Origin of the sequence: Bacillus sp. DX3.1 (assembly GCF_030292155.1) — a bacterium.
GTDB lineage: Bacteria > Bacillota > Bacilli > Bacillales > Bacillaceae_G > Bacillus_A.
In genome coordinates, this window is record NZ_CP128153.1 from 3,679,058 (window position 1) to 3,701,513 (window position 22,456).

Here is a 22,456-nt window from a genome sequence, read left to right on the forward strand (position 1 = left end):
TTTCTGACACCCCTATTGTAAAACACATTTCATTAAATGTGTCATACTTTTATTTCGAATTACATTCAAAGTATAACGTATTAGAATGGTTAAATAAAAAAGCTTTGTGTCATCAAAACACAAAGCTTTTTTATTTAACAACAACAAGATGCCGTTCACCTTGTTGTTTCTTTTCATTCAATTGTTCTTGCTGCTTTTCTTGTCGTTTCACATAACTACCTAAGTTTAGTAATATTCCCATCGCAATTAAATTCGCTAATAGAGAACTACCTCCAGAACTGATAAACGGTAAAGGTACACCAGTCAGAGGTAACAATCCTGTAATACCACCAAGATTAACAAAAGTTTGTACACCTATCATACTTCCAATACCTATTGCTACTAAACTTCCAAATGGATTTTCACACTTTTGTGCAATTCGGAAAGAACGAATAACAATGAGAAGTAAGCAAGCTAAAATAATCGCTACACCGATAAAACCCAGTTCCTCTGATATAATTGTCATAATAAAGTCTGTATGCGGTTCGGGTAAATAGCCATATTTTTGTATACTATTTCCTAGTCCTCTACCATCCAGTCCACCTGAAGCAATTCCAATAAATGAATTGATAAGCTGAAAACCTTCCCCTTGTGGATCAGCAAATGGATCTATAAAGGTCGCGAATCTTGCTTTTTGAATGTTTGTTAGTCCATACTTTCCGATAAAAAATAAAAGCGGGCCCCAAATCAGAGATGTTAAAACGATACGCTTAAACCACAAATCTACACGAATCCCAGAACAAAGGAACATAATTCCCACCGTTCCTACAATTAATAACGCACTTCCTAAATCAGGTTGTTTATAGATTAAACACAACGTTATCAGTAAGAAAAGAACTGTTCCACCTGATCCATGCCAAACTGGTGTATCCGTATCTTGTCTTTTGGCAAAAAATCTCGCCAACACAATGATAACACCAACCTTAACAAATTCAACTGGCTGAATACCAAATACCCATGCTTGTGCATTATTAGCGGTTGTCCCGAGCCATAATACTAAAACTAGCAGTATAATACTTCCAACACATATCCCAACCGTAACAATTCTTTTTCTCCATACTTGAAATGGTATAAACATTACAAAACTTAATGAAATGCCACCCATAATGAGCGCTTGTAGTTGTTTACGAAAAAAGTAATTGCTTGGTAAATCTAGTTTAGCAAATTTTGTAATAGCTAAAATAGAGCTTGCACTGTATACCATTATAACTCCCAGTACACATAAAATAACAAGAGGAAGCAATAATGAATAATCCATTGACTTCCATACTTTTTTCATTCAATATCCTCTTTCTATTTTCATTTTAACTGTTGTATTCCATATGTAGTGGAATTCTTCCTGCTTTATTATACAAATTCATTTTTCGTACAAAAAAGCTCAAACTGGTCAGTTTGAGCCCCCTTATTTGAACCCGTTATTGTTGTTTGTTAGTAAAAGCTTCATGAAGTGCTGATAGCTCTCGTTCGAGCTCTCCTAAAATGTCTTTTCCTTGCTCTTCTGCAATAAGACCAAGACGAACCGCAAAATCAACCTCACGGGATAATCCAAACATTTGTGTGTCCAACACTTCTTCATATAATGGACATTGCGGCATCGTAAGGTGGTCCATTTGCACCTTAATAAGTCTTAAAATCTTCTCCGCATCTGCTTGTAGAAGGGCAAGTGCCTTTTCCTGATGATTTGCTAATGTCTCAGACGCCAAATTGATTCCCTCCGTTTCCGTCCTACTCTCCCTATCCTATCTATTAATATTAGCGATAGTTTTAATAAATTGCAATAGAAACATTTTTTGTGACAATCGTCTCTAGTGCTATTATACTGAAAAGTGGGAGTATAATACAAATGGGGGAACAACAATGAGTGAAATTTTATTTATAAACGGGAAAGTACGCTTTTCTATTACCATTGATCCAAGCGTTTGGATTTTTGATGATCGAAAAGTAGACTTAACAACTTATTTTACAGAAACAAGAGACGAACAGTCTGAATTAGAGACCTATCTGAAACATACTTCAGAGCATTGGGATCGAGAAATTCGTGATGGAGCAGCTTTCCCACCTATCAATAAAAGTGTGAAAAAGTTCAAAAAGGAACAAATGATTACAGGCACGTTCGGCATACCTCTTCAGCCATTTTTACAAAATGCCGAGATTACAAGTGGAGCAACGCACGTTGAAATTCACACAACACTTGATACGATAACAATTTCATTAGAAGCAGCCAAAACTGCTATTCTTGGTTTTTCAAAAGACGGAAAACCGTTAAGAGAAGATGGACCTGTTCACCTATACTTTGGTGATGGCTCCAATGCTAGCAATCCAATTCGAAATATCCGTAGATTTACAATTATCTAAAAAAGGAGTGGGCGAAAAGCCCACTCCTTTTTATCCCGCTATTCGCGTGCAGTAATATCCCTACCTCAAAATTCAGCAAAAACAAAGAAGTTAGGCGGGAGATAAACTGCCCGGAAAAGTCCGATTGGTGAAGACTAATAATCAGTGGGGGATGAAGCCCCCCCACTGATTAAAGTTTCACTTTATAATAAATCTGCTGCTAATTGTGCCAAGTTAGAACGTTCACCTTTTACAAACTTCACATGCCCGCTAATTTTTTGCTCTTTAAACTTTTCTACAACATATGTTAAACCATTATTATATTCATCCAAATACGGATGATCAATTTGTTGTGGATCTCCCATTAGCACAATCTTACTTTTTTCGCCAACTCGCGTTAATATTGTTTTCACTTCATGTTTCGTTAGATTTTGCGCCTCATCAATAATGATAAATTGATCTGGAATACTTCGTCCTCGTATATACGTAAGCGCTTCTACTTCAATGGATCCCATACCTGCTAAAATTGCATCTAATTCTCCAGGCTTTTTTGTATTAAATAAATACTCTAGATTATCAAAAATAGGTTGCATCCACGGTCTCAACTTTTCTTGTTTTTCTCCTGGTAAATATCCAATATCCTTTCCAACAGGAACGATAGGCCGGGCAACGAGAAGTTTTTTGTACAATCCTAAATCTTCTGTTTGCATAAGTCCTGCAGCTAGTGCAAGTAAAGTTTTACCAGTACCAGCCTTACCCGTTAATGTCACGAGCGGAATATCTTCACGAAGCAACAATTCTAGCCCCATAATTTGCTGTACATTTCGCGGACGAATACCCCAAACTTGCTCATTATGAAAAACAAGTTTTTTTACGTTTTTCCCTGAATGATCAACAATTCCTAGCGCAGAGCTCGAACCACCTAATGCATCTTTCATAACGATGAACTGATTTGGATAAAAAGGATGATTCGCAATTTCAGATAAAGGAAGCTCTCCTTTTTCATAAAAATAATTTAATGACTCTTTTGGTATGTAACCTTCCAAAAATCCTGTATATATATTTTCCACTTCAATTACACGGTCACTTAAATAATCTTCAGCTTGCAAATCAAGAGCATCCGCTTTTACTCTAACTAACACATCTTTACTTACTAAAATGACAGACTTTCCATTCTCTTTCGCCTGCTCTTCTAATGATAAATTTTTTGCAACTGCTAAAATTCGATTATCATTTGTTTTCTCAACAAAGATATCTTGTAATTGAACAAATGAACGGTGATTTAATTCAATACGAAATGTCCCTCCATTTTCCAGAGGAATACTTTCATGCAATTTTCCAAGTTCACGGAATTTATCTATTAATTTAGATACATATCGTGCATTTCTTCCAACCTCATCCATATAGCGCTTTTTCGAATCCACCTCTTCTAACACAACTGCTGGAATAACTACTTCATTCGTTTCAAAAGAAAAAATAGATAACGGATCCTGCAAAAGTACATTCGTATCTAACACATAAATTTTATCCAACCTGTTACCCCCTGACTCCACTTTTAAATTTGTAGAACAAGGGTTTCATCCATTATATGGACGAACCATTGTTATAATTATATGTACTGTATAAATGAGGTAGAATAGAAATTCATATAAAGCGAAACTTTTCTTCATTCCCAATAAGAATTAGCGCGGGATCAAGTAGAAGAAAAAGAATGAACCACGCATAGTGCTCACTCTTTTTTTCTCTACCATTCTTTCATCGCTGTTAAAACTTGATTATCTAGTTTTGCAGCAGCACGAGGATCGTATGTTTTTTCATATTTTGGTTCAATAGTAAGCTTTGCTCCATAAAACATCACATCACGTACTTCTTGAACAGATACTTCTACTAAAGTTAACTTGAGCGGGATTCCTTCCATTCGATCTGCTACAATCTTTGCTTCACCGCTAATGGAAAATACAGATTCATTTGCCATTACAGTTAATACAAGCGTTGCATGATGGCGTAAATTTTCCACAATACGAGAACGTTGATCAACTGCAAATCGAATCCTTGTCTCATTCATTGCATATACCCATGAAATAGCACTTACATTTGGAACAGCTTTTTCGTGATCAGTCGTTGCAATTGTAACAATGTGCTCCTCACGTAAAGATTGTACTAAAGAATTTGTTAATGTAGGCTCTACCACATTTGCCATATTTCCACCTCCAATTTTTCTTTATCTTTATGATAACGTATTTTTCGAATTGCGAAAATATTATTTTTTTCTCCTATAGTTCAAAAACATTGAACTTACATGATATACTAATATTGATAGAATTCGTATTGAGGTGACGAGATGAGAGTCAAATGTATTCTTTGTGATAAAAAAGAAGAGTTAGATGACGAAAACCCTATAGCCAAACGGCTTCGTAACCGTCCTATTCATACATATATGTGCATGGAATGTACAGAGCGTATCGCAGAACGCACAACGGAACGTCATGCAACTGGAAAATTTCACCTCTATCGTGATAAGACGGTAGAAGATGAGTGGTAAAATGTGAAATAAGCCCTTACTTATTCCGATAAGGGCTTATTTATATTTCTCTGGTTCCCGGTCCATTTGATCTAAAAAACAATCAATTAGTTCCAGTGGAAATCTTGTAGATTTCTTTTCACCTTCTTGTTCATATGTAACAAAATACATATCCTCTTTCTTTTCCACTGCCACATCTTTTACATGATGATCTTCATGTAACATATTGCGAAACAGTAAATATGTTTCTTGTGCAGCTTCATCATGTGGACGAGCTTCCGCAACAGTTTTAATCGTTAGCCAATTATATAATGCATCTTGTACAGACCGCATCAAATATTCCCCCTTTAGCTTACTTTTTGTTGCTTCGCTTGACGTAAACGTAATTTATAAATACCGAGCACAATAGCTGCAACAACAAGTCCTTCTCCTACTGGTAAAAAAACCGCAAAAAAAGTTAAAATAGTGCAACCAGCTGCTAATACTGTATAAATTATGACATTTTTTAATATGGATAGCTTTCTAGCAAACCCTAAATTATACACGATAGCACTTAATATGATCATTGTACCGTAAAGAAGCCACATACCCACTTCAGGATTCCCATCAACATTGCATAACTTTGCAAAAAATGACATTCTCTCTGCCACTACACTTCCCTCCTTTATCTAGCGCGAACGGACAATGCGTCCTCCATCTCAACACACAAAAGAATCAAAGAAGATAGATGGAAGATAACTGCTCATAAGAGCCTGATTCATTCCACTCACCATCAATGCCTACTTATGGAAGTTTCACTTTATATGTCGCCTACTATAAGAGTACCTTGCAAAAAAAGTGCTGTCTAGATAAAAGATTAAATTTTCGAAAAAATATAATTTCAAAAAAAGCTACCTTTTTATAAAAAGGCAGCTACACATTCTTTTATGCTTCTACAGATTTCTTTTTCTTAGCAGATCTTTCGCGCTCACTCTTATCAAGAATCTTTTTACGAAGACGGATTGATTCTGGTGTTACTTCACAGAATTCATCTTCGTTTAAGTATTCTAGTGATTCTTCTAATGTCATAAGACGTGGTTTTTTCATTGTTGCCGTTTGATCTTTTGTCGCAGAACGAATGTTCGTTTGTTGTTTCATTCTTACAACGTTAACTGTTAAATCGTTCTCACGTGTATGTTCTCCAACAATCATACCTGCATACACTTCTGTACCTGGTTCTACGAAAATAACACCACGATCTTCTACTTGACTAATACCGTATTGTGTTGCTTTTCCTGTTTCTAATGATACAAGAACACCTTGACGACGTCCGCCAACTTGGCCAGCGTGTGCTGGTTGATAGCTATCAAACGTATGGTTTAAGATACCATATCCACGTGTTAATGTTAAGAATTCTGTTGTATAACCGATTAAGCCACGTGCTGGAACCATAAACGTAAGACGGACTTGACCGTTTCCGTTATTCACCATATCAAGCATTTCACCTTTACGTGCGCCCATTGATTCCATAATAGAACCTGTATACTCTTCCGGTACGTCAATTTGTACACGTTCTACTGGCTCACATCTTACGCCGTCGATATCTTTAATAATTACTTCTGGTTTAGATACTTGTAATTCATATCCTTCACGGCGCATATTCTCGATTAAGATAGATAGATGTAATTCTCCACGTCCAGATACAATCCAAGCATCAGGAGATTCTGTATTATCTACACGTAAACTAACATCTGTTTGTAACTGGGAACGAAGACGTTCTTCAATTTTACGAGATGTAATATATTTTCCTTCACGACCTGCAAATGGGCTGTTATTTACAAGGAATGTCATTTGTAGTGTTGGCTCATCGATACGTAATAATGGAAGTGCATCTTGATGCTCAACTGGACATACAGTTTCACCAACGTTAATGTCTTCCATACCAGAAACAGCAACCAAGTCTCCAGCTTTTGCTTCTTCGATTTCTTGACGTTTTAATCCCATATACCCAAATAATTTTGTTACACGGAATTGTTTTACACTACCGTCAACTTTCATTAAAGCAACTTGTTGTCCTACTTTCATTGTACCGCGGAATATACGTCCAACTCCAATACGACCAACATAATCATTATAGTCAAGAAGCGCTACTTGGAATTGAAGTGGCTCTTCGCTATTATCGATTGGCGCTGGAATATGGTCAACGATTGTATCGAATAACGATTTCATATTTTCTTCTTGGTTTGCTGGATTTGAGTCCAAGCTTGCAGTTCCGTTCATTGCTGATGCAAATACAACAGGGAACTCTAATTGATCTTCGTTTGCACCAAGTTCAATGAATAAGTCGATTACTTCGTCAACTACTTCATCTGGGCGAGCAAAGTCACGGTCAATTTTGTTTACAACAACGATTGGAGTTAAGTTTTGCTCTAACGCTTTCTTTAAAACGAATCGTGTTTGTGGCATACAGCCTTCATATGCATCAACAACAAGTAAAACACCGTCAACCATTTTCATGATACGCTCTACTTCACCACCGAAGTCAGCGTGTCCTGGTGTATCTAAAATGTTAATTCTTTTATCTTCATAATGTATCGCTGTATTTTTCGCTAAAATCGTAATACCGCGTTCTCTTTCTAAATCATTTGAATCCATTGCACGTTCTTCTACGTGCTCATTTGCACGGAACGTCCCCGCTTGACGTAATAATTGGTCAACAAGTGTTGTTTTACCATGGTCAACGTGGGCGATAATTGCTATATTACGTAAATCTTGTCGTTTTTTCAACATTTCCAACTCCTAGTGTCTTTTTAATCCTTCTCTATTATAAGAGTGAAGGGGATACATGGCAATCAAAATAAAATCTAGAATGAAAATATAGTTGTATTCTTACTTTTGTGAAAGTAAAATGAAATTGGAGGGTGAAGATATGGAACACATTCAATATCGCTTTTTACTGACAGCCATTATCGGTGTTATTTTCTTGATTGGTATCGGAATCATGATTGCCGAAGATAGTCCAATCGGTATTATTATTTGCATCATTGGTACATTTGTTACTATCGGATATGGATTTATGACAAAACGCAAAATGCGAAAATCACAGTAACATCAAAAAGTAAGAAGCGATTTTATCAGCCTCTTACTTTTTTATTACTGTGATACATATTGTAATAACTCATCATATACTCCCGGCTTGGCAACCAATACGCTACTCTTTTCAACAATGGAAAGCGGGGTACCTGTAAATGTCGTTACTTTACCACCGACTTCCTCCACAATGATCATTCCCCCGCCAAAGTCCCAAGGAGACAATCTCGGCGTTACATAGGCGTCCAATCGTCCTGTTGCAACATATACCATTTCTAATGCTGCACAGCCATACGAGCGCGTTCCCCTTGCCGCCTTCACAAGCTGTGTCATTTTCTCCATATTCAGAAGTGGATTATCTGTAAGCCACGTTGCATTTAAGGCAATGATCCCATGATTTACTGTACCTTCCTCTAGAATAGGAATTAATATTCCGTTACAAAAGGCTCCTTCTCCCTTTACAGCATGATAAAGTTCATCATGTACTGGATCATATATGAGGCCAACTTTTCCGATACCATTCTCATATATACCAATTGAAATTGCAAAATTTCTTTTTTGATGCACAAAATTCATCGTGCCATCAATTGGATCAATTAACCAAACAACCCCATTTGAAGAAGTAATGTCATCTCCGTACCCTTCTTCTCCTAAAATATAATGGTTTGGAAATGTTTCTTTAATTTTCCCAATAAAAAACTGTTCTATTTCTCGATCCATATTTGTTACTAAGTCAGCGGCATTTGACTTTGCCTCCACAATAAGCGCTTGCTGCATGGATGCCATCAATCGTTCACCAGCTTCTCGAATCCACTGTTTTGCGTGTTTATCAATCTCTTTCCATACCTCTTGCATGTTTAAACACTCCGATCTGTACTGTTCACAGAAAAAACGAACCCTTTATAAGGTTCGCACCAACAAAAATTTTATACATATACTATTATTACGCTTCTAAACGGATCATTTCAAGTCTTAACACTTCTAATTTTTGCACACACTCTTCTTTCTTTAGATTATCATTTTCCATCATCGCATCATATAGCGTCGCTAATTCATAATCTAATTCTAATCTTAACACCGGAATTCTCTTTTCAGCATCTGTTCTCTTTAACGCATTAATCACCTGTCTCATTTTGTTTGCCTCCTCCCAATATTCGCCTGCCCTTGGACTAGAATTAACTCAATTTTCTGATTTTTTGTTTTATACTATATTATGTTGGATAAATCATCTATGCAACAAATTTATGTTTTTTTACTTAAATTTTTTTGAGCTCTTTTTTTATGAATAGTACAAGCTGTGCTAAAATGAAAACAAACTAGGAGTTGGAGGAACCGTCATGACATTACAAACATTTAAAGAAAATGACTTTGCAGTCTTCTCTGTCGATGGTCTTGAAGAACGAATGAACGCTATTAAAATGAATATCCATCCGAAATTAGATGCTCTAGGCGAGCGATTTTCTCATTTTTTATCCGAAAAAACTGGTGAATCTTTTTTCTACCATGTAGCGAAACATGCACGTCGTAAAGTCAATCCACCAAACGATACTTGGGTTGCTTTTTCAACAAATAAACGCGGATATAAAATGCTACCACATTTTCAAATTGGTCTATGGGGTACCCATGCTTTCATATACTTTGGATTAATCTATGAGTGTCCACAAAAAGTGGAAGCGGCTCATGCCTTCTTAGAACATTTAAATGATTTAAAAACAAATATACCAAATGATTTCGTTTGGTCCATTGACCATACTAAACCGGTTGTGAAACCACATAATACGCTCGAAACAGACGATTTACAAAAAATGATTGAACGCTTAGCTACTGTCAAAAAAGCAGAGCTATTAGTTGGTATTCACGTTTCCCCAGAAGAGTTTGCAACACTTACCAATGAACAATTTATTGCAAAAATCGAGGCAACGATGCAATCACTCCTTCCTTTATATATAATTTGTAATCGATAGTATAAAACGGACAATATTTATATTGTCCGTTTTGGTTGTTTATCCATTATAGCACTTTGGATTTTATTTTTCAAAATTTTTTTACATTTTAACGATTGCTTTTTCTTCTACTTGTTTTGCCTTTTGAATCGCTCGATATATCGAATAGCCACTTACCTCTTGAAACTCTTTATCAATTTTCTTCTCTTCTGCTTTCGCTGGTACAATTTCTTTAAAACGGCGGTATAGGCTCATCAGTTCTTCTCTCGCAATTCCTTTTTCATACACCTTTTCAATCGCTTCGTAAAATGTAACGATCGCGACCATTTCATCATTTGACCAATTATAATCAAGCGGATATTGATATTCCATGTTTACACCTCATTTATTTCCTGTTGTTTTATAGTTGCTCTACTTCATAAAGTGAGACTTTCATTCCCTATATTTGTAGCCACTTTGCATTATACACTATTTCTCTTTTTTTATGGAATTGCCTCCTTTATTAGTAGCTACTCACGAGCAATAGAATGCCTCTATCTTCTTTCATTTTTGTAAGTAGTACAACTGTAAACTTACTATCAATTATATGTATGATGAAAACCAATATTTTTTTCTATACATCTATGATTATTGGTGATATAATGCTTTTGTTTTATAGCAAATAAAGTGAAACTTCCATTTCCTAATTTTTCAACATAGATGGTGAGTAGAACGAATCAAGTTCTTATAGATGGTTATATATAATAGGAGATAACTTTCTTATTGAACAAGATAAACATAAAACAAACATTATAAATATCACGAAAAGAAGGGGTGTATAGATTGTCCCAATACGAAACACCATTGTTTACTGCTTTAGTAGAGCACAGCAAGCGAAATCCAATTCAGTTCCATATTCCAGGTCACAAAAAAGGTCAAGGCATGGATCCTACATTTCGCGAATTTATTGGGCATAACGCATTATCGATTGATTTAATTAATATTGCACCGCTCGATGATTTGCATCATCCAAAAGGTATGATTAAAGAAGCTCAAGATTTAGCTGCAGCCGCATTCGGTGCAGATCATACCTTTTTCTCCATACAAGGAACCAGCGGTGCAATTATGACAATGGTGATGAGTGTTTGTGGTCCTGGCGATAAAATTCTCGTACCACGTAACGTTCATAAATCTGTTATGTCAGCTATTATTTTTTCAGGTGCAAAACCGATTTTTATTCACCCTGAAATTGATCCGACACTCGGCATTTCACATGGGATTACAATTCAATCCGTAAAAAAAGCACTTGAAGAACATTCAGATGCAAAAGGATTGCTTGTTATCAATCCAACCTACTTTGGATTTGCTGCAGACCTGCAACAAATTGTAGAATTAGCTCATTCCTACGATATACCGGTATTAGTAGATGAAGCTCACGGTGTTCATATTCATTTTCATGATGAATTACCGATGTCAGCTATGCAAGCTGGTGCAGATATGGCAGCAACAAGCGTTCACAAATTAGGCGGTTCATTAACACAAAGTTCTATTTTAAATGTTAAAGAAGGTCTTGTGAATGTAAAACATGTACAATCCATTATTAGCATGCTTACAACCACATCAACTTCTTATATTTTGTTAGCTTCTCTAGACGTTGCAAGAAAACGCCTTGCGACTGAAGGGAAAAGTTTAATTACACAAACAATTCAGCTAGCAGAGCATGTCCGAAGCGCTGTAAACAGCATTGAACATCTTTACTGTCCTGGCAAAGAGATGTTAGGTACAGATGCAACTTTTAGCTATGACCCAACAAAACTAATTGTATCTGTAAAAGATTTAGGCATTACAGGCCATGAGGCAGAGTTATGGTTAAGGGAGCATTACAATATCGAAGTAGAGCTTTCAGACTTATATAACATTTTATGTCTCGTTACATTAGGGGATACAGAGAATGAAACTAATGTGCTCATCCATGCTTTAGAAGAGCTAGCAACTACATTTAAACATAGAGCTGACAAGGGCGTTCAGGTACAAGTTGAAATTCCAGAAATCCCTGTACTTGCTCTCTCTCCTCGAGATGCCTTTTATTCAGAAACAGAAGTCATTCCGTTTGAAGAGGCTGCTGGTCGTGTTATAGCTGATTTCGTTATGATTTATCCGCCAGGTATTCCAATCTTCACCCCTGGTGAAATTATTACGCAAGAAAACTTAGACTACATTCATAAAAACTTAGACGCCGGACTACCGGTACAAGGTCCTGAAGATATGACATTACAAACATTACGTGTCATTAAAGAATATAAGCCTATCAGTTGATAGGCTTTTTTTTCACCCTTTTTTCTTTTATTCATACGATACTAAAGAATGTAACGTATAGGTGGGGATACAATTATGATTGTGATTGGTCGCTCTATTGTACATCCTTATATCACGAGTGAAAATGAACCATTTTTTGCTGAAAAGCAACAAATTTTAGCCATAATGACCGGGAATCAAGAAGTATATTCATTTCGAACAGCTGATGAACTTAGTTTTGATATTAATCTACGAATCAACATTATTACATCCGCTTTAGAACTTTTTCAGAGTGGGCTCCAGTTTCGTACATTCCAAGAATCATATTGTAATCCTGAGTTTTGGGAGCGTACACCACTCGGAGGTTTTCAACTTCGTTCAAATGTAGCACCATCTGTTGCCATACGAGATATTTTTAAAAATGGGAAAAAGTATGGAACGGAATGTGCAACAGCAATGATCATTATTTTTTATAAAGCCCTTTTAGGGCTTTATAACGAAGAAACATTTAATCACTTATTCGCAAACCTTCTACTATATACATGGGATTATGACAAAGATTTAAAGCTTATAACAAAAACAGGTGGAGATATCGTTCCTGGCGACCTTGTCTACTTTAAAAATCCACAAGTAAAACCATCAGCGATTGAATGGCAAGGAGAGAATGCCATTTATTTAGGGAATTTCTTTTTTTACGGGCACGGTGTAGGAGTACAAACAGAAGATCAAATCATTTACTTATTAAACGAACGAAGAATCCCGTACGCCTTCATATCAGCATACTTAACAGATTTTATTACACGCATAGACAGTCGCTTCATGAGCCAATATGCTTCCCCTAACAAGCTACAAACAAAGCTGAGCTTTACTCCCATTCGAGATGATGCAATTGTTGCAACAATCGGTCATACAACTAGTATCTATTAAAAAAACGCCTGCAGTTGCAGGCGTTTTTTTTATATTATTAGGCTTTAGTATGCTCCTTGTGATCACATTCGCAATGAGATCCACATTTCCCGTAAAGCACTGTTGTTTTTTCATCTTCAAAGTGTGCGATTGTACCTTCACAAACTTGACATACGATAGTTCCCATCTTAAAATTCCCCCTAAGTTTATGGTCCCAAAAACTTTTATATTTACAAGCGTCCTTTATAATTACTGGGCTTTAGTATGCTCCTTGTGATCACATCCGCAAGATCCACATTTTCCGTAAAGTACTGTTACCTTTTCATCCTCAAAGTGTGCGATTGTGTCTTCACAAACTTGACATACGATAGTTCCCATCTTAAAATTCCCCCTAAGTTTATAATCCCAAAAACTTTTTTGTAACCGCTTTAACTTTCTGTCTTCATTTTAATATGTTATACTTTTTTCGTCAATAGTTTTTTAGTATGTCACATTAATTTATTTTCATTTTAATTAGTATGGGATAATGAAATAAAAAAACAGTCATATCTTATCTGTACGACTGCTTTCTATCTCTTATTCTTCATATTCGGCATGCAAAGAAGTAGGTGGCACTAAAAACTTAAAAAATTGCGCGAGATCATCCGCTTCTTCCTCTGATTGTAATTTAAAGACCTCTTGCAGATGTTGAACATTATCTACATCATCCTGTCCAAGGAGAGTCGCTCGGCCTGTTTGCATGCAAACAACAAGCGGTTTTCCAAAAAACATATTTGTATAAATCACCCCGAAATCATAACGGTTTTCATTTGTCATAAATCCAAGGAAACGAACTTTTACGTTTTCATGTTCATCATACAGTTTTTCAAACATTTACTTCCTCCTTTTTTCTTCTGAAAGTCGCCCATTGTATATATTAAACAAAAAAAAGAAATATCCCTTTTAAATTGTCAAAAAATTTACAACAATGCTAAAATAATAATATATATTACGTCAGGGGGAGAACGATTATGCAAGATGCATTTATTAAACTTGTACCTAAATCTAAACAACAATCTGTCTCATTAGAAGATGTGAAACAACTTTTTCATTACTATAAAACAATTACGTCTCAAACAGGTGTACAAGTAAACTTTTCCTACACTAACGCTGCCTTTCCATATGAAATACTTGATACGTCAGACACTACACTTCAACTAAAATCTGGTCATGATCGATATGATTCTATTTATGTGGGCGTTGGAACAGAAAATGAGCAAGCATTCGTTCAAATTTCGTTGCCTTCTACTGCAACATTTGGAGATAAAGGAAAAGCAAATGAGTTTTGTCGTTTTTTAGCAAAGAAATTAGAGGGGGAATTACAATTATTTAATGGAAGAACGATGTATTTTTACAAACGTTAATTCGTCAAAAAAGAAACGAAATTACGAAAAATAATATACTGTGTGTAAGTGTGAGAAACAATGCCTGTTTTCTTGAATACAGTACAACACACGCAATCACATATGCTAAATAAAAAAACACAAAAAAGAGCATCACTTTATAATGGAATTTATCACCGTTCGATAAAGATAATACAATTGAAAATCCACTCCATAAAAGGAAATGATAAAATATAACATGTATTATTTTCATGAAACCTTCTCCTTTGACATGCTCTATATTATTACAATATATGGGGTTTAAATGAAATCATTACATAATATAAAAAGATGCCCCGCTATTCTCAAGATGAGTCTAGTGAGGCGTTTTTTTATATGAAACATTCGCTTACAATATAACAAAGAAAACCGCCTCTTAGCATATAAGAGACGGTTTTTTTACTTAGCTTTATTATTTTACAATGTGAATTGGCATTCCAAGAGCAACTTCTGCTGCTTCCATTGTGATTTCACCTAATGTTGGGTGAGCGTGGATTGTTTGAGCGATATCTTCAGCTGTCATTCCAGCTTCGATAGCTAAACCAATCTCAGAGATAATATCAGAAGCACCTGCACCTGCAACTTGTGCACCTACAAGAAGACCATCTTCTTTACGAGTTACAAGTTGTACGAAACCATCTGTGCTATTTAAAGATAATGCACGGCCGTTAGCAGCGAATGGGAATTTAGAAACTGCTACTTCCATTCCAGCTTCTTGTGCTTGTTTCTTCGTATAACCAACAGATGCTAATTCTGGATCAGTGAAGCATACAGCTGGAATTCCGATATAATCGATTGCTGATGCATGACCGCTAATTGCTTCAACAGCTACTTTACCTTCGTAAGAAGCTTTGTGAGCTAATGGTGGTCCAGGAACGATATCACCGATTGCGTAGATGCTTGGTACGTTTGTACGACACTGCTCATCGATTTCGACGATGCCACGGTCAGTCATTTTAACACCAACTTGCTCAAGACCGATTTCTTGAGTATTTGGACGACGACCTACAGTTACTAATACATAGTCAGCTTCTACAGTTTGTACTTCGCCTTTTACTTCGAAGCTAACTGTTACGCCGTTTTCAGTTTCTTCAACGCCTTTAGCCATAGCTTTTGTATGAATTTTAACGTTTCCTTTTTTCTGAAGGGCACGTTTTACAACTGTGCTCATTGCTTTTTCGAAACCAGCTAAGATTTCGTCGCCAGCTTCTACTACAGTTACTTCTGTACCAAAGTTAGCGTATGCAGTTCCTAATTCCATACCGATGTAACCGCCGCCGATTACAACAAGTTTTTTAGGAATTTCAGGTAAGCTTAAAGCACCAGTAGAGTTGATAACGCGTTTAGAATATTTGAATCCAGGAATTTCGATTGGTGTAGAACCAGTTGCAAGAACAGCATTTTTAAACGTATATGTTTGTGCTGCATCTTCAGTCATTACACGTAATGTGTTTGCATCTACGAAGTAAGCTTCGCCGCGAATGATTTCAACTTTGTTACCTTTAAGAAGGCCTTCTACACCGCCAGTTAATTTCTTAACTACGCCGTTTTTCCATTCTTGAACTTTTGTAAAGTCAACTGTTACGTTCTCTGCAGTAATACCCATGTCATCAGAATGTTTTGCATTCTCATAACGATGACCTGCATTGATTAATGCTTTAGAAGGAATACATCCTACGTTTAAGCATACGCCACCAAGGTTAGCTTTTTCAATAATCGCTACCTTTTGACCTAATTGTGCTGCACGAATTGCTGCAACATATCCACCAGGACCTGCACCAACAACGACTGTATCTAATTCAATTGGGAAATCTCCTACTACCATTGTTATTACGCCTCCATTACTAATAATTGTGGGTCGTTTAATAAACGTTTAATTTGGTTTAATGCTTTTTGAGCAGTTGCACCGTCGATTAAACGATGGTCAAAGCTTAGAGATAATGCTAATACTGGAGCTGCAACGATTTCACCGTTTTTCACAACTGGTTTCTCAGCAATACGACCGATACCAAGGATTGCTACTTCTGGGTGGTTGATAACTGGAGTGAACCATTGTCCACCTGCAGAACCAATGTTTGTAATTGTGCAAGAAGCACCCTTCATTTCTGCTGGAGCTAAACGACCGTCACGAGCTTTTCCAGCAAGTTCATTGATTTCGTTAGAGATAGTGAAGATAGATTTACGATCTGTATCTTTTACAACTGGTACTAAAAGACCTTTGTCTGTATCAGCTGCGATACCGATGTTGAAGTAATGCTTGTGAACGATCTCTTGAGATGCATCATCTAAAGCAGTGTTCAACATTGGGAATTCACGTAATGCAGATGTTAAAGCTTTTACAACGTATGGAAGGTAAGTTAATTTAATACCTTTGTCAGCTGCAACTGCTTTGAACTTTTTACGATGAGCAACAAGTTCTGTTACATCTACTTCATCCATTAATGTTACGTGAGGAGCTGTATGTTTAGAGTTAACCATTGCTTTTGCAATTGCTTTACGGATACCGCTCATTTTCTCACGAGTTTCTGGATATTCACCAGCTGGGATTGGTTGTGCTTTTGGAGCTTCTTCTTTTGCTGCTGCTGGAGCTGCTGCTACTGGAGCTTCCGTTTGTGTTACTGCTGCTTGTCCACCGTTTGCAAATGCATCGATATCAGCTTTTACAACGCGACCGTTTTTACCAGTACCAGCTACTCTGTGAATATCTACGCCTTTTTCACGAGCATATTTACGAACAGATGGCATAGCAATTACGCGCTCGTTAACTACTTCTTCAGTTGCTGCTGGAGTAGCTGCCGCTGCTGGAGCTTCTTCTTTTGCTTCTTCAGCTTTTGGAGCTTCGTCGTGATCGTCACCTTTAAATTTAAGGTTTTCGTATCCAGGAGCGTCAAATTTAATAAGAACATCTCCTACTACTGCAACAGTGCCTTCTTCTACAAGTACTTCAAGTACTTTACCTTTAACTGGAGAAGGGATTTCTACAACTGCTTTATCATTTTGTACTTCAAGAAGTACATCATCTTCGTTTACTTCATCGCCTGGTTTAATAAACCATTTTACGATTTCACCTTCGTGGATACCTTCGCCGATATCTGGTAATTTAAATTCAAATGCCACGGATTTCGTCCCCCTGTGCAATTTATGCATTATTATTGAACAGTGCAAAAGAAATCAGCATGTGCTGATTTCTTTTGCACATGAAACTAAAATTAGAAGTTCATTACTTTGTTAACAGCTTCAACAATATCTTTATGGTTTGGTAACCATACGCCCTCAGCTTGAGAGAATGGGAATACTGTATCAGCAGCTGCAACACGTACAACTGGTGCTTCTAAGTTTAAGATTGCGCGGTCGTTAATTTCCGCTACAACGTTAGCTGCAATACCAGCTTGCTTTTGAGCTTCTTGAACTACAACTACGCGGCCTGTTTTTTCAACAGAAGCAATGATTGTTTCGATATCTAATGGTTGAACTGTACGTAAGTCAACAACCTCTAAAGAGATACCTTCTTTTTCAAGTTCTTCAGCAGCTTTTAATGCCGCATGTACCATTGCACCGTATGCGATAACAGATACATCTGTACCTTCGCGTTTCACATCAGCTTTTCCTAAGTCAACTGTGTATTCGCCTTCTGGTACTTCTTGACGGAATGAACGGTACAATTTCATATGCTCTAGGTAGATTACTGGATCGTTGTCACGAATCGCAGAGATTAAAAGACCTTTTGCATCGTATGGAGTAGATGGAATAACAACTTTTAGACCTGGTTGTTGTGCAACTAATCCTTCTAAGCTATCAGCGTGTAATTCTGGAGTATGAACGCCACCACCGAATGGAGAACGAACTGTAATTGGAGCAGTCCAACGTCCACCAGAACGGTAACGTAGACGAGCCATTTGACCAGAAATTGAATCCATTACTTCATATACGAAACCAAAGAATTGGATTTCCGGAACTGGACGGTAACCCTCAAGTGCAAGTCCAACAGCAAGACCGCCGATACCAGACTCTGCAAGTGGAGTATCCATTACACGGTCTTCACCGAATTCAGCTTGTAAACCTTCAGTAGCACGGAATACACCGCCGTTTACACCAACGTCTTCACCAAACACAAGTACGTTAGGGTCATTTTTCATTTCAACGCGTAAAGCATCAGTGATTGCTTGAATCATTGTCATTTGAGCCATGGCTTACTTCGACTCCTTTTCTTTGTAAATTTCATATTGTTCAGCTAAGTTGTAAGGCATTTCTTCGTACATGATTTCCATTAAATCAGTAACTTTTTGTTTTGGAGCTTGGTCAGCCTTAGCAATTGCTTGTTTGATATCTTCTTTTGCTTCTTCGATTACTTTTTCTTCTACTTCTTGAGACCATAGGCCTTTGTTTTCTAAGAATGCACGGAAACGTACGATTGGATCTTTTTGTTCCCATTCGTTTTCGATATCTTTTGTACGGTAACGAGTTGGATCATCGCCAGCCATTGTATGTGGACCGTAACGGAATGTTAAAGTCTCAATTAAGGTAGGACCTTCACCGTTTACTGCGCGCTCACGAGCAAAAGCAGTTGCTGCGTATACAGCTAATGGATCCATACCGTCTACTTGAATACCGTAGATACCTGCTGCAACTGCTTTTTGTGCTACAGTTTTTGCTGCAGATTGTTTTTCTACTGGAGTAGAGATTGCATAACGGTTGTTTTGAACAACGAAGATTGCTGGAGCTTTGAATGCACCTGCAAAGTTCATTCCTTCGTAGAAGTCACCTTGAGAAGCGCCACCGTCACCAGTGTAAGTAATTGCAACAGATTTTTTACCACGTAGTTTCATACCTAACGCAACACCAGCAGTTTGGATGATTTGCGCACCGATAATGATTTGTGGAGCAAGTGCATTTACATTTTCAGGCATTTGGTTACCCATGAAATGTCCACGAGAGAATAAGAATGCTTGGTATAATGGTAAACCATGCCATACTAATTGTGGAACATCACGATATCCTGGTAAGATGAAGTCTTCTGCTTCAAGTGCGAAATGACTCGCTAATTGAGAAGCCTCTTGTCCAGCTGTTGGTGCGTAGAAACCTAAACGTCCTTGACGGTTTAAAGAAATAGAACGTTGATCTAGTACGCGAGTATACACCATACGGCGCATTAATTCTTTTAATTGATCATCAGTTAATTCAGGCATTGCTGCTTCATTCACAACTTCGCCTTTTTCATTTAAAATTTGTAATGTTTCAAATTGAGCTGCGATAGCTTTCATTTGCTCATCAACATTAAATAGGGTCTTTTTTGTTTTAGTACCCATTCCGTTCACCTCTTCCTCTCTTGAACCATATTCTGAAACGCTTTCACTGGCACTTGGCTAGAAAAAAACGCAACGATGTAAACCGACGAGGATGCTTGTCGGTTGAGAATAATTTTGTGTACCTAACAATCTGTACTAATGCTTTTTCAAAAACATATTAATACAATCTTGATCACGTTTTTTAGTTTACAACTATTCTAATCACGATGTCAATTACTTTGGTTACGATTTTTTATGAATATCACTGAGGTTCCCACTACAAATACGTGTTTTTATTTTCACATCTGTATTAGTAGGCAATAACCTCCTGTTACATTATTCCCTATTCAGCCATATTTTGATCGTAGAATAATATGTAAACGGTTTAATTCTTTTTAGTTTTTCTCTCTTTATTATAAAAATATGCAACCACTTCTTCCTTTTTAGGCAAATGTCTACACATTTCCAATTCCCCCTCCATACATTATAGTAACCGCAGTGTTAGCGGAAAATGATGAAGGAGGTCATCTCATGTACGGACACACGTATTGTTATCCAACAACTTGCTCATACCCTACGTATGGCTATGGTGGTTGCGGCGGAGGATCTGGACGCGGCTTTGCCTTAATCGTTGTGTTGTTTATCCTTTTAATTATCGTTGGTGCTGCTTGCATTCGTTAACGTAAAACAAAACAACTATAAAAAGAAATAGGCGGCTTTGCCGTCTTTTCTTTTTCAATTCTTGAGAATCAGTAACTTTTTTACACTACAAATGGAATGATTGAAGAAGAAAGAATAAAGTGAAAGCTAATGATCAGTGGGGGTCTTCATCCCCCACTGATCATTAGCTTTCACCTAACTCCTTTGTTTCTTGCAGAACTTTGAAGTGGGGGGATTACCGCCCGTGAATAGCGGGATAAACCTGAAACAGGTCAACTATTCCGCATGAATAGACCGTTCACTTTATCATGACTTTTTTCATGTCCTTTGGTAGACTAAAGAGGAAAGGAGAGATTGCATATGCTTACAATGGATAATGTAATTCGCGAAGGAAATCCCATTTTACGAGCAGTGGCAGAAGAAGTACCTCTGCCAGCAAGCGAAGAAGATGTACATACACTACGAGAAATGATTGAATTTGTAATCAACAGTCAAAACCCTGAAATGGTTGAAAAATATAACTTACGTCCAGGAATTGGGATAGCTGCACCACAAATCGGCATTTCAAAAAAGATGATTGCTGTTCATGTTACAGATTCAAATGAAACATTATATAGCTACGCTTTATTTAACCCTAGAATTGTGAGTCACTCTGTTGAACGTACGTACTTATCAGGTGGTGAGGGCTGTCTATCCGTAGATCGTGAAGTGCCTGGCTATGTTCCCCGCTATACACGAATTACAGTTAAAGCGACAACAGTCGATGGTGAAGAAATAAAATTACGTTTAAAAGGGTTACCAGCAATTGTATTTCAACATGAAATCGATCATTTAAACGGTGTTATGTTCTATGATCATATTAATAAAGAAAACCCATTAGCAACTCCAGATGGTGCAAATCCACTCGAAAGATAAAAACTCCCACTTTAAGGTCTTACCGTCCATTAAAGTGAAATAAAAAAGGTAGAAGCTCCTGCTTCTACCTTTTTTATAACTAATAACAGAATAGTCCATTTCCCCCTGTGTGAAATGGTTACCATATCACTTTTATAATAAACGGGCCCATTGTAAGCCGTGAAGAATACCATCCTCATCAACATCTTTCGTGACATAATTAGCAAGCTTTTTCAATTCAGAATGCCCATTCCCCATTACGATGCCTGTTCCTACTGCTTCGATCATCTCTAAATCATTTAGACCATCTCCGAAAGCATATACTTGCTCACGCTTGAAACCTAATTTTTCAATAAATTTTTCAATCCCTTTTGCTTTGGAACCACCATTTGGGATAATATCCATAGAATACGCATGCCAGCGTATAAAATGAAAGTCCTGATAATCATGAATAAACTTCTCTTCTTCACCAGCTTGACAGAAAAGAAGCGTTTGATAAATATCCCGATTTTCATAAAAGTTTGGTTCATATACTGGGTGTTCAAATTGCAGACTTCCGAAGCTTTCTTTTACATAATCATGATATTCTACTGTCGCTTTCATATCCTCATGATCTAAGTAAACAAGAGGATATCCCTCTTGTTTTGCGAACGTCGTAAACGTACGTAACGTATCAGGGTGTAATGGGTTTTTATATACAACCTCATCTTCAAATACAACATATTGTCCATTGAAACTTACATAGTTATGAATATTTAGTTCCTTGCGAATATCTTCAAACATAAAAGGTGCACGGCCTGTTGCAATTGCTACATGCACTCCTTTCTCTTGCAATGCACGCACTGCTTCTTTTGTAGATTGCGGGATTTTTTTATCATGATCTAGTAATGTTCCATCAATATCAAAAAAGACGATTTTATCATTCATTTGCAAAATCCTTTCTAACACTTCTATGTACCTATCTGGATTATTTCTTTTCAAACACTAAAAAAAAGTATAACATATAAAACATCTGTGAAGAAAGCGGTCACTTTCTGACCTTATTTATGAAATATGCATATACTATCAAAAGAATACTGGTACCGGTTCGAATGAATTTTCTTTTCTAAT

28 protein-coding genes are annotated in these 22,456 nt (G+C 36.9%); 9 read left to right on the plus strand and 19 right to left on the minus strand.

Going from position 1 to position 22,456, the window contains the following annotated elements:
* Positions 1 to 130 precede the first annotated feature (130 nt).
* Together QRE67_RS18245 and QRE67_RS18250 are read right to left on the minus strand one after the other, a co-directional pair.
* Complete coding sequence (locus QRE67_RS18245; protein WP_286121638.1) at positions 131 to 1,318, minus strand: FtsW/RodA/SpoVE family cell cycle protein; 1,188 nt, start codon at positions 1,316 to 1,318, stop codon at positions 131 to 133.
* A 136-nt stretch (positions 1,319 to 1,454) separates the two neighbouring features.
* Positions 1,455 to 1,742, minus strand: a complete 288-nt coding sequence (locus tag QRE67_RS18250; protein ID WP_286121639.1) for an Fpa/YlaN family protein — start codon at positions 1,740 to 1,742, stop codon at positions 1,455 to 1,457.
* A gap of 154 nt (positions 1,743 to 1,896) precedes the next feature.
* Between QRE67_RS18250 and QRE67_RS18255 the strand changes: the two genes are divergently transcribed.
* Complete coding sequence (locus QRE67_RS18255) at positions 1,897 to 2,394, plus strand: molybdopterin-binding protein (protein WP_286121640.1); 498 nt, start codon at positions 1,897 to 1,899, stop codon at positions 2,392 to 2,394.
* Positions 2,395 to 2,576: 182 nt separating this feature from the next.
* Here QRE67_RS18255 and QRE67_RS18260 read toward each other — a convergent pair whose 3' ends face one another.
* Together QRE67_RS18260 and QRE67_RS18265 are read right to left on the minus strand one after the other, a co-directional pair.
* Entirely contained in the window at positions 2,577 to 3,905 is a 1,329-nt protein-coding gene (locus QRE67_RS18260) for a PhoH family protein (RefSeq protein ID WP_286121641.1), read from the minus strand.
* Between the two features lie 212 nt (positions 3,906 to 4,117).
* Complete coding sequence (locus QRE67_RS18265; protein WP_286121642.1) at positions 4,118 to 4,573, minus strand: pyridoxamine 5'-phosphate oxidase family protein; 456 nt, start codon at positions 4,571 to 4,573, stop codon at positions 4,118 to 4,120.
* Between the two features lie 141 nt (positions 4,574 to 4,714).
* On the opposite strand from QRE67_RS18265, the gene QRE67_RS18270 reads away from it, so the two are divergent.
* Positions 4,715 to 4,915: a YlaI family protein gene (locus QRE67_RS18270; protein WP_286121643.1), complete on the plus strand. Its 201-nt coding sequence runs from the start codon at positions 4,715 to 4,717 to the stop codon at positions 4,913 to 4,915.
* Between the two features lie 36 nt (positions 4,916 to 4,951).
* Here the strand turns inward: QRE67_RS18270 and QRE67_RS18275 are convergent, their stop codons facing one another.
* The 3 genes from QRE67_RS18275 to typA all read right to left on the minus strand — a co-directional run bounded on the left by QRE67_RS18275 (position 4,952) and on the right by typA (position 7,663).
* A complete protein-coding gene (locus QRE67_RS18275) occupies positions 4,952 to 5,227 on the minus strand; it encodes a hypothetical protein (protein ID WP_286121644.1) in 276 nt (91 codons plus the stop codon).
* Positions 5,228 to 5,241: 14 nt separating this feature from the next.
* On the minus strand, positions 5,242 to 5,544 hold the full coding sequence (locus QRE67_RS18280) for a YlaH-like family protein (protein ID WP_286121645.1): 303 nt from the start codon (positions 5,542 to 5,544) through the stop codon (positions 5,242 to 5,244).
* Positions 5,545 to 5,818: 274 nt separating this feature from the next.
* Entirely contained in the window at positions 5,819 to 7,663 is a 1,845-nt protein-coding gene (typA, locus tag QRE67_RS18285) for a translational GTPase TypA (RefSeq protein WP_286121646.1), read from the minus strand.
* Positions 7,664 to 7,802: 139 nt separating this feature from the next.
* Here typA and QRE67_RS18290 point away from each other — a divergent pair, with 139 nt between their 5' ends.
* Positions 7,803 to 7,982 (plus strand): DUF5325 family protein, encoded by a 180-nt coding sequence (locus QRE67_RS18290; RefSeq protein WP_286121647.1) that lies wholly within the window; start codon positions 7,803 to 7,805, stop codon positions 7,980 to 7,982.
* 44 nt (positions 7,983 to 8,026) lie between these two features.
* Here the strand turns inward: QRE67_RS18290 and QRE67_RS18295 are convergent, their stop codons facing one another.
* A complete protein-coding gene (locus QRE67_RS18295) occupies positions 8,027 to 8,818 on the minus strand; it encodes an inositol monophosphatase family protein (protein ID WP_286121648.1) in 792 nt (263 codons plus the stop codon).
* Positions 8,819 to 8,906: 88 nt separating this feature from the next.
* Positions 8,907 to 9,095, minus strand: coding sequence for a YkzI domain-containing protein (locus tag QRE67_RS18300; protein WP_286121649.1), 189 nt, complete (start codon positions 9,093 to 9,095; stop codon positions 8,907 to 8,909).
* Positions 9,096 to 9,300: 205 nt separating this feature from the next.
* On the opposite strand from QRE67_RS18300, the gene QRE67_RS18305 reads away from it, so the two are divergent.
* Positions 9,301 to 9,927, plus strand: coding sequence for a YktB family protein (locus QRE67_RS18305; RefSeq protein ID WP_286121650.1), 627 nt, complete (start codon positions 9,301 to 9,303; stop codon positions 9,925 to 9,927).
* 81 nt (positions 9,928 to 10,008) lie between these two features.
* On the opposite strand, the gene QRE67_RS18310 is transcribed toward QRE67_RS18305, so the two are convergent.
* Positions 10,009 to 10,278 (minus strand): UPF0223 family protein, encoded by a 270-nt coding sequence (locus QRE67_RS18310; protein ID WP_286121651.1) that lies wholly within the window; start codon positions 10,276 to 10,278, stop codon positions 10,009 to 10,011.
* Between the two features lie 450 nt (positions 10,279 to 10,728).
* Between QRE67_RS18310 and QRE67_RS18315 the strand changes: the two genes are divergently transcribed.
* A complete protein-coding gene (locus QRE67_RS18315; protein WP_286121652.1) occupies positions 10,729 to 12,201 on the plus strand; it encodes an aminotransferase class I/II-fold pyridoxal phosphate-dependent enzyme in 1,473 nt (490 codons plus the stop codon).
* Positions 12,202 to 12,276: 75 nt separating this feature from the next.
* Entirely contained in the window at positions 12,277 to 13,107 is an 831-nt protein-coding gene (locus tag QRE67_RS18320; RefSeq protein ID WP_286121653.1) for a protein-glutamine gamma-glutamyltransferase, read from the plus strand.
* Between the two features lie 37 nt (positions 13,108 to 13,144).
* Here QRE67_RS18320 and QRE67_RS18325 read toward each other — a convergent pair whose 3' ends face one another.
* The 3 genes from QRE67_RS18325 to QRE67_RS18335 form a co-directional block, all read right to left on the minus strand.
* A complete protein-coding gene (locus tag QRE67_RS18325; protein ID WP_017151126.1) occupies positions 13,145 to 13,273 on the minus strand; it encodes a GapA-binding peptide SR1P in 129 nt (42 codons plus the stop codon).
* 62 nt (positions 13,274 to 13,335) lie between these two features.
* Positions 13,336 to 13,464 (minus strand): GapA-binding peptide SR1P, encoded by a 129-nt coding sequence (locus QRE67_RS18330; protein ID WP_286121654.1) that lies wholly within the window; start codon positions 13,462 to 13,464, stop codon positions 13,336 to 13,338.
* A 198-nt stretch (positions 13,465 to 13,662) separates the two neighbouring features.
* Complete coding sequence (locus QRE67_RS18335) at positions 13,663 to 13,959, minus strand: DUF3055 domain-containing protein (RefSeq protein ID WP_286121655.1); 297 nt, start codon at positions 13,957 to 13,959, stop codon at positions 13,663 to 13,665.
* Positions 13,960 to 14,096: 137 nt separating this feature from the next.
* Here QRE67_RS18335 and QRE67_RS18340 point away from each other — a divergent pair, with 137 nt between their 5' ends.
* Positions 14,097 to 14,489, plus strand: coding sequence for a DUF1885 family protein (locus QRE67_RS18340; protein ID WP_286121656.1), 393 nt, complete (start codon positions 14,097 to 14,099; stop codon positions 14,487 to 14,489).
* A gap of 4 nt (positions 14,490 to 14,493) precedes the next feature.
* Here QRE67_RS18340 and QRE67_RS18345 read toward each other — a convergent pair whose 3' ends face one another.
* The 5 genes from QRE67_RS18345 to pdhA form a co-directional block, all read right to left on the minus strand.
* Positions 14,494 to 14,721 (minus strand): hypothetical protein, encoded by a 228-nt coding sequence (locus QRE67_RS18345; RefSeq protein WP_286121657.1) that lies wholly within the window; start codon positions 14,719 to 14,721, stop codon positions 14,494 to 14,496.
* 198 nt (positions 14,722 to 14,919) lie between these two features.
* Complete coding sequence (gene lpdA / locus QRE67_RS18350; RefSeq protein ID WP_286121658.1) at positions 14,920 to 16,332, minus strand: dihydrolipoyl dehydrogenase; 1,413 nt, start codon at positions 16,330 to 16,332, stop codon at positions 14,920 to 14,922.
* Between the two features lie 5 nt (positions 16,333 to 16,337).
* Entirely contained in the window at positions 16,338 to 17,624 is a 1,287-nt protein-coding gene (locus QRE67_RS18355) for a dihydrolipoamide acetyltransferase family protein (RefSeq protein ID WP_286121659.1), read from the minus strand.
* 92 nt (positions 17,625 to 17,716) lie between these two features.
* On the minus strand, positions 17,717 to 18,694 hold the full coding sequence (gene pdhB / locus QRE67_RS18360; protein WP_286121660.1) for a pyruvate dehydrogenase complex E1 component subunit beta: 978 nt from the start codon (positions 18,692 to 18,694) through the stop codon (positions 17,717 to 17,719).
* 3 nt (positions 18,695 to 18,697) lie between these two features.
* Positions 18,698 to 19,813, minus strand: coding sequence for a pyruvate dehydrogenase E1 component subunit alpha (gene pdhA / locus QRE67_RS18365; RefSeq protein ID WP_017151120.1), 1,116 nt, complete (start codon positions 19,811 to 19,813; stop codon positions 18,698 to 18,700).
* A 510-nt stretch (positions 19,814 to 20,323) separates the two neighbouring features.
* Here pdhA and QRE67_RS18370 point away from each other — a divergent pair.
* Together QRE67_RS18370 and def are read left to right on the plus strand one after the other, a co-directional pair.
* Positions 20,324 to 20,473 carry a YjcZ family sporulation protein gene (locus QRE67_RS18370; protein WP_286121661.1) on the plus strand — a complete coding sequence of 50 codons (150 nt, stop codon included), beginning with the start codon at positions 20,324 to 20,326 and terminating at the stop codon, positions 20,471 to 20,473.
* A 339-nt stretch (positions 20,474 to 20,812) separates the two neighbouring features.
* Positions 20,813 to 21,367, plus strand: a complete 555-nt coding sequence (gene def / locus QRE67_RS18375; RefSeq protein WP_286121662.1) for a peptide deformylase — start codon at positions 20,813 to 20,815, stop codon at positions 21,365 to 21,367.
* Positions 21,368 to 21,499: 132 nt separating this feature from the next.
* Here def and QRE67_RS18380 read toward each other — a convergent pair whose 3' ends face one another.
* The gene (locus QRE67_RS18380; RefSeq protein WP_286121663.1) at positions 21,500 to 22,273 is read right to left on the minus strand and encodes a Cof-type HAD-IIB family hydrolase; all 774 of its coding nucleotides are present in this window, start codon (positions 22,271 to 22,273) and stop codon (positions 21,500 to 21,502) included.
* Between the last annotated feature and the right edge of the window lie 183 nt (positions 22,274 to 22,456).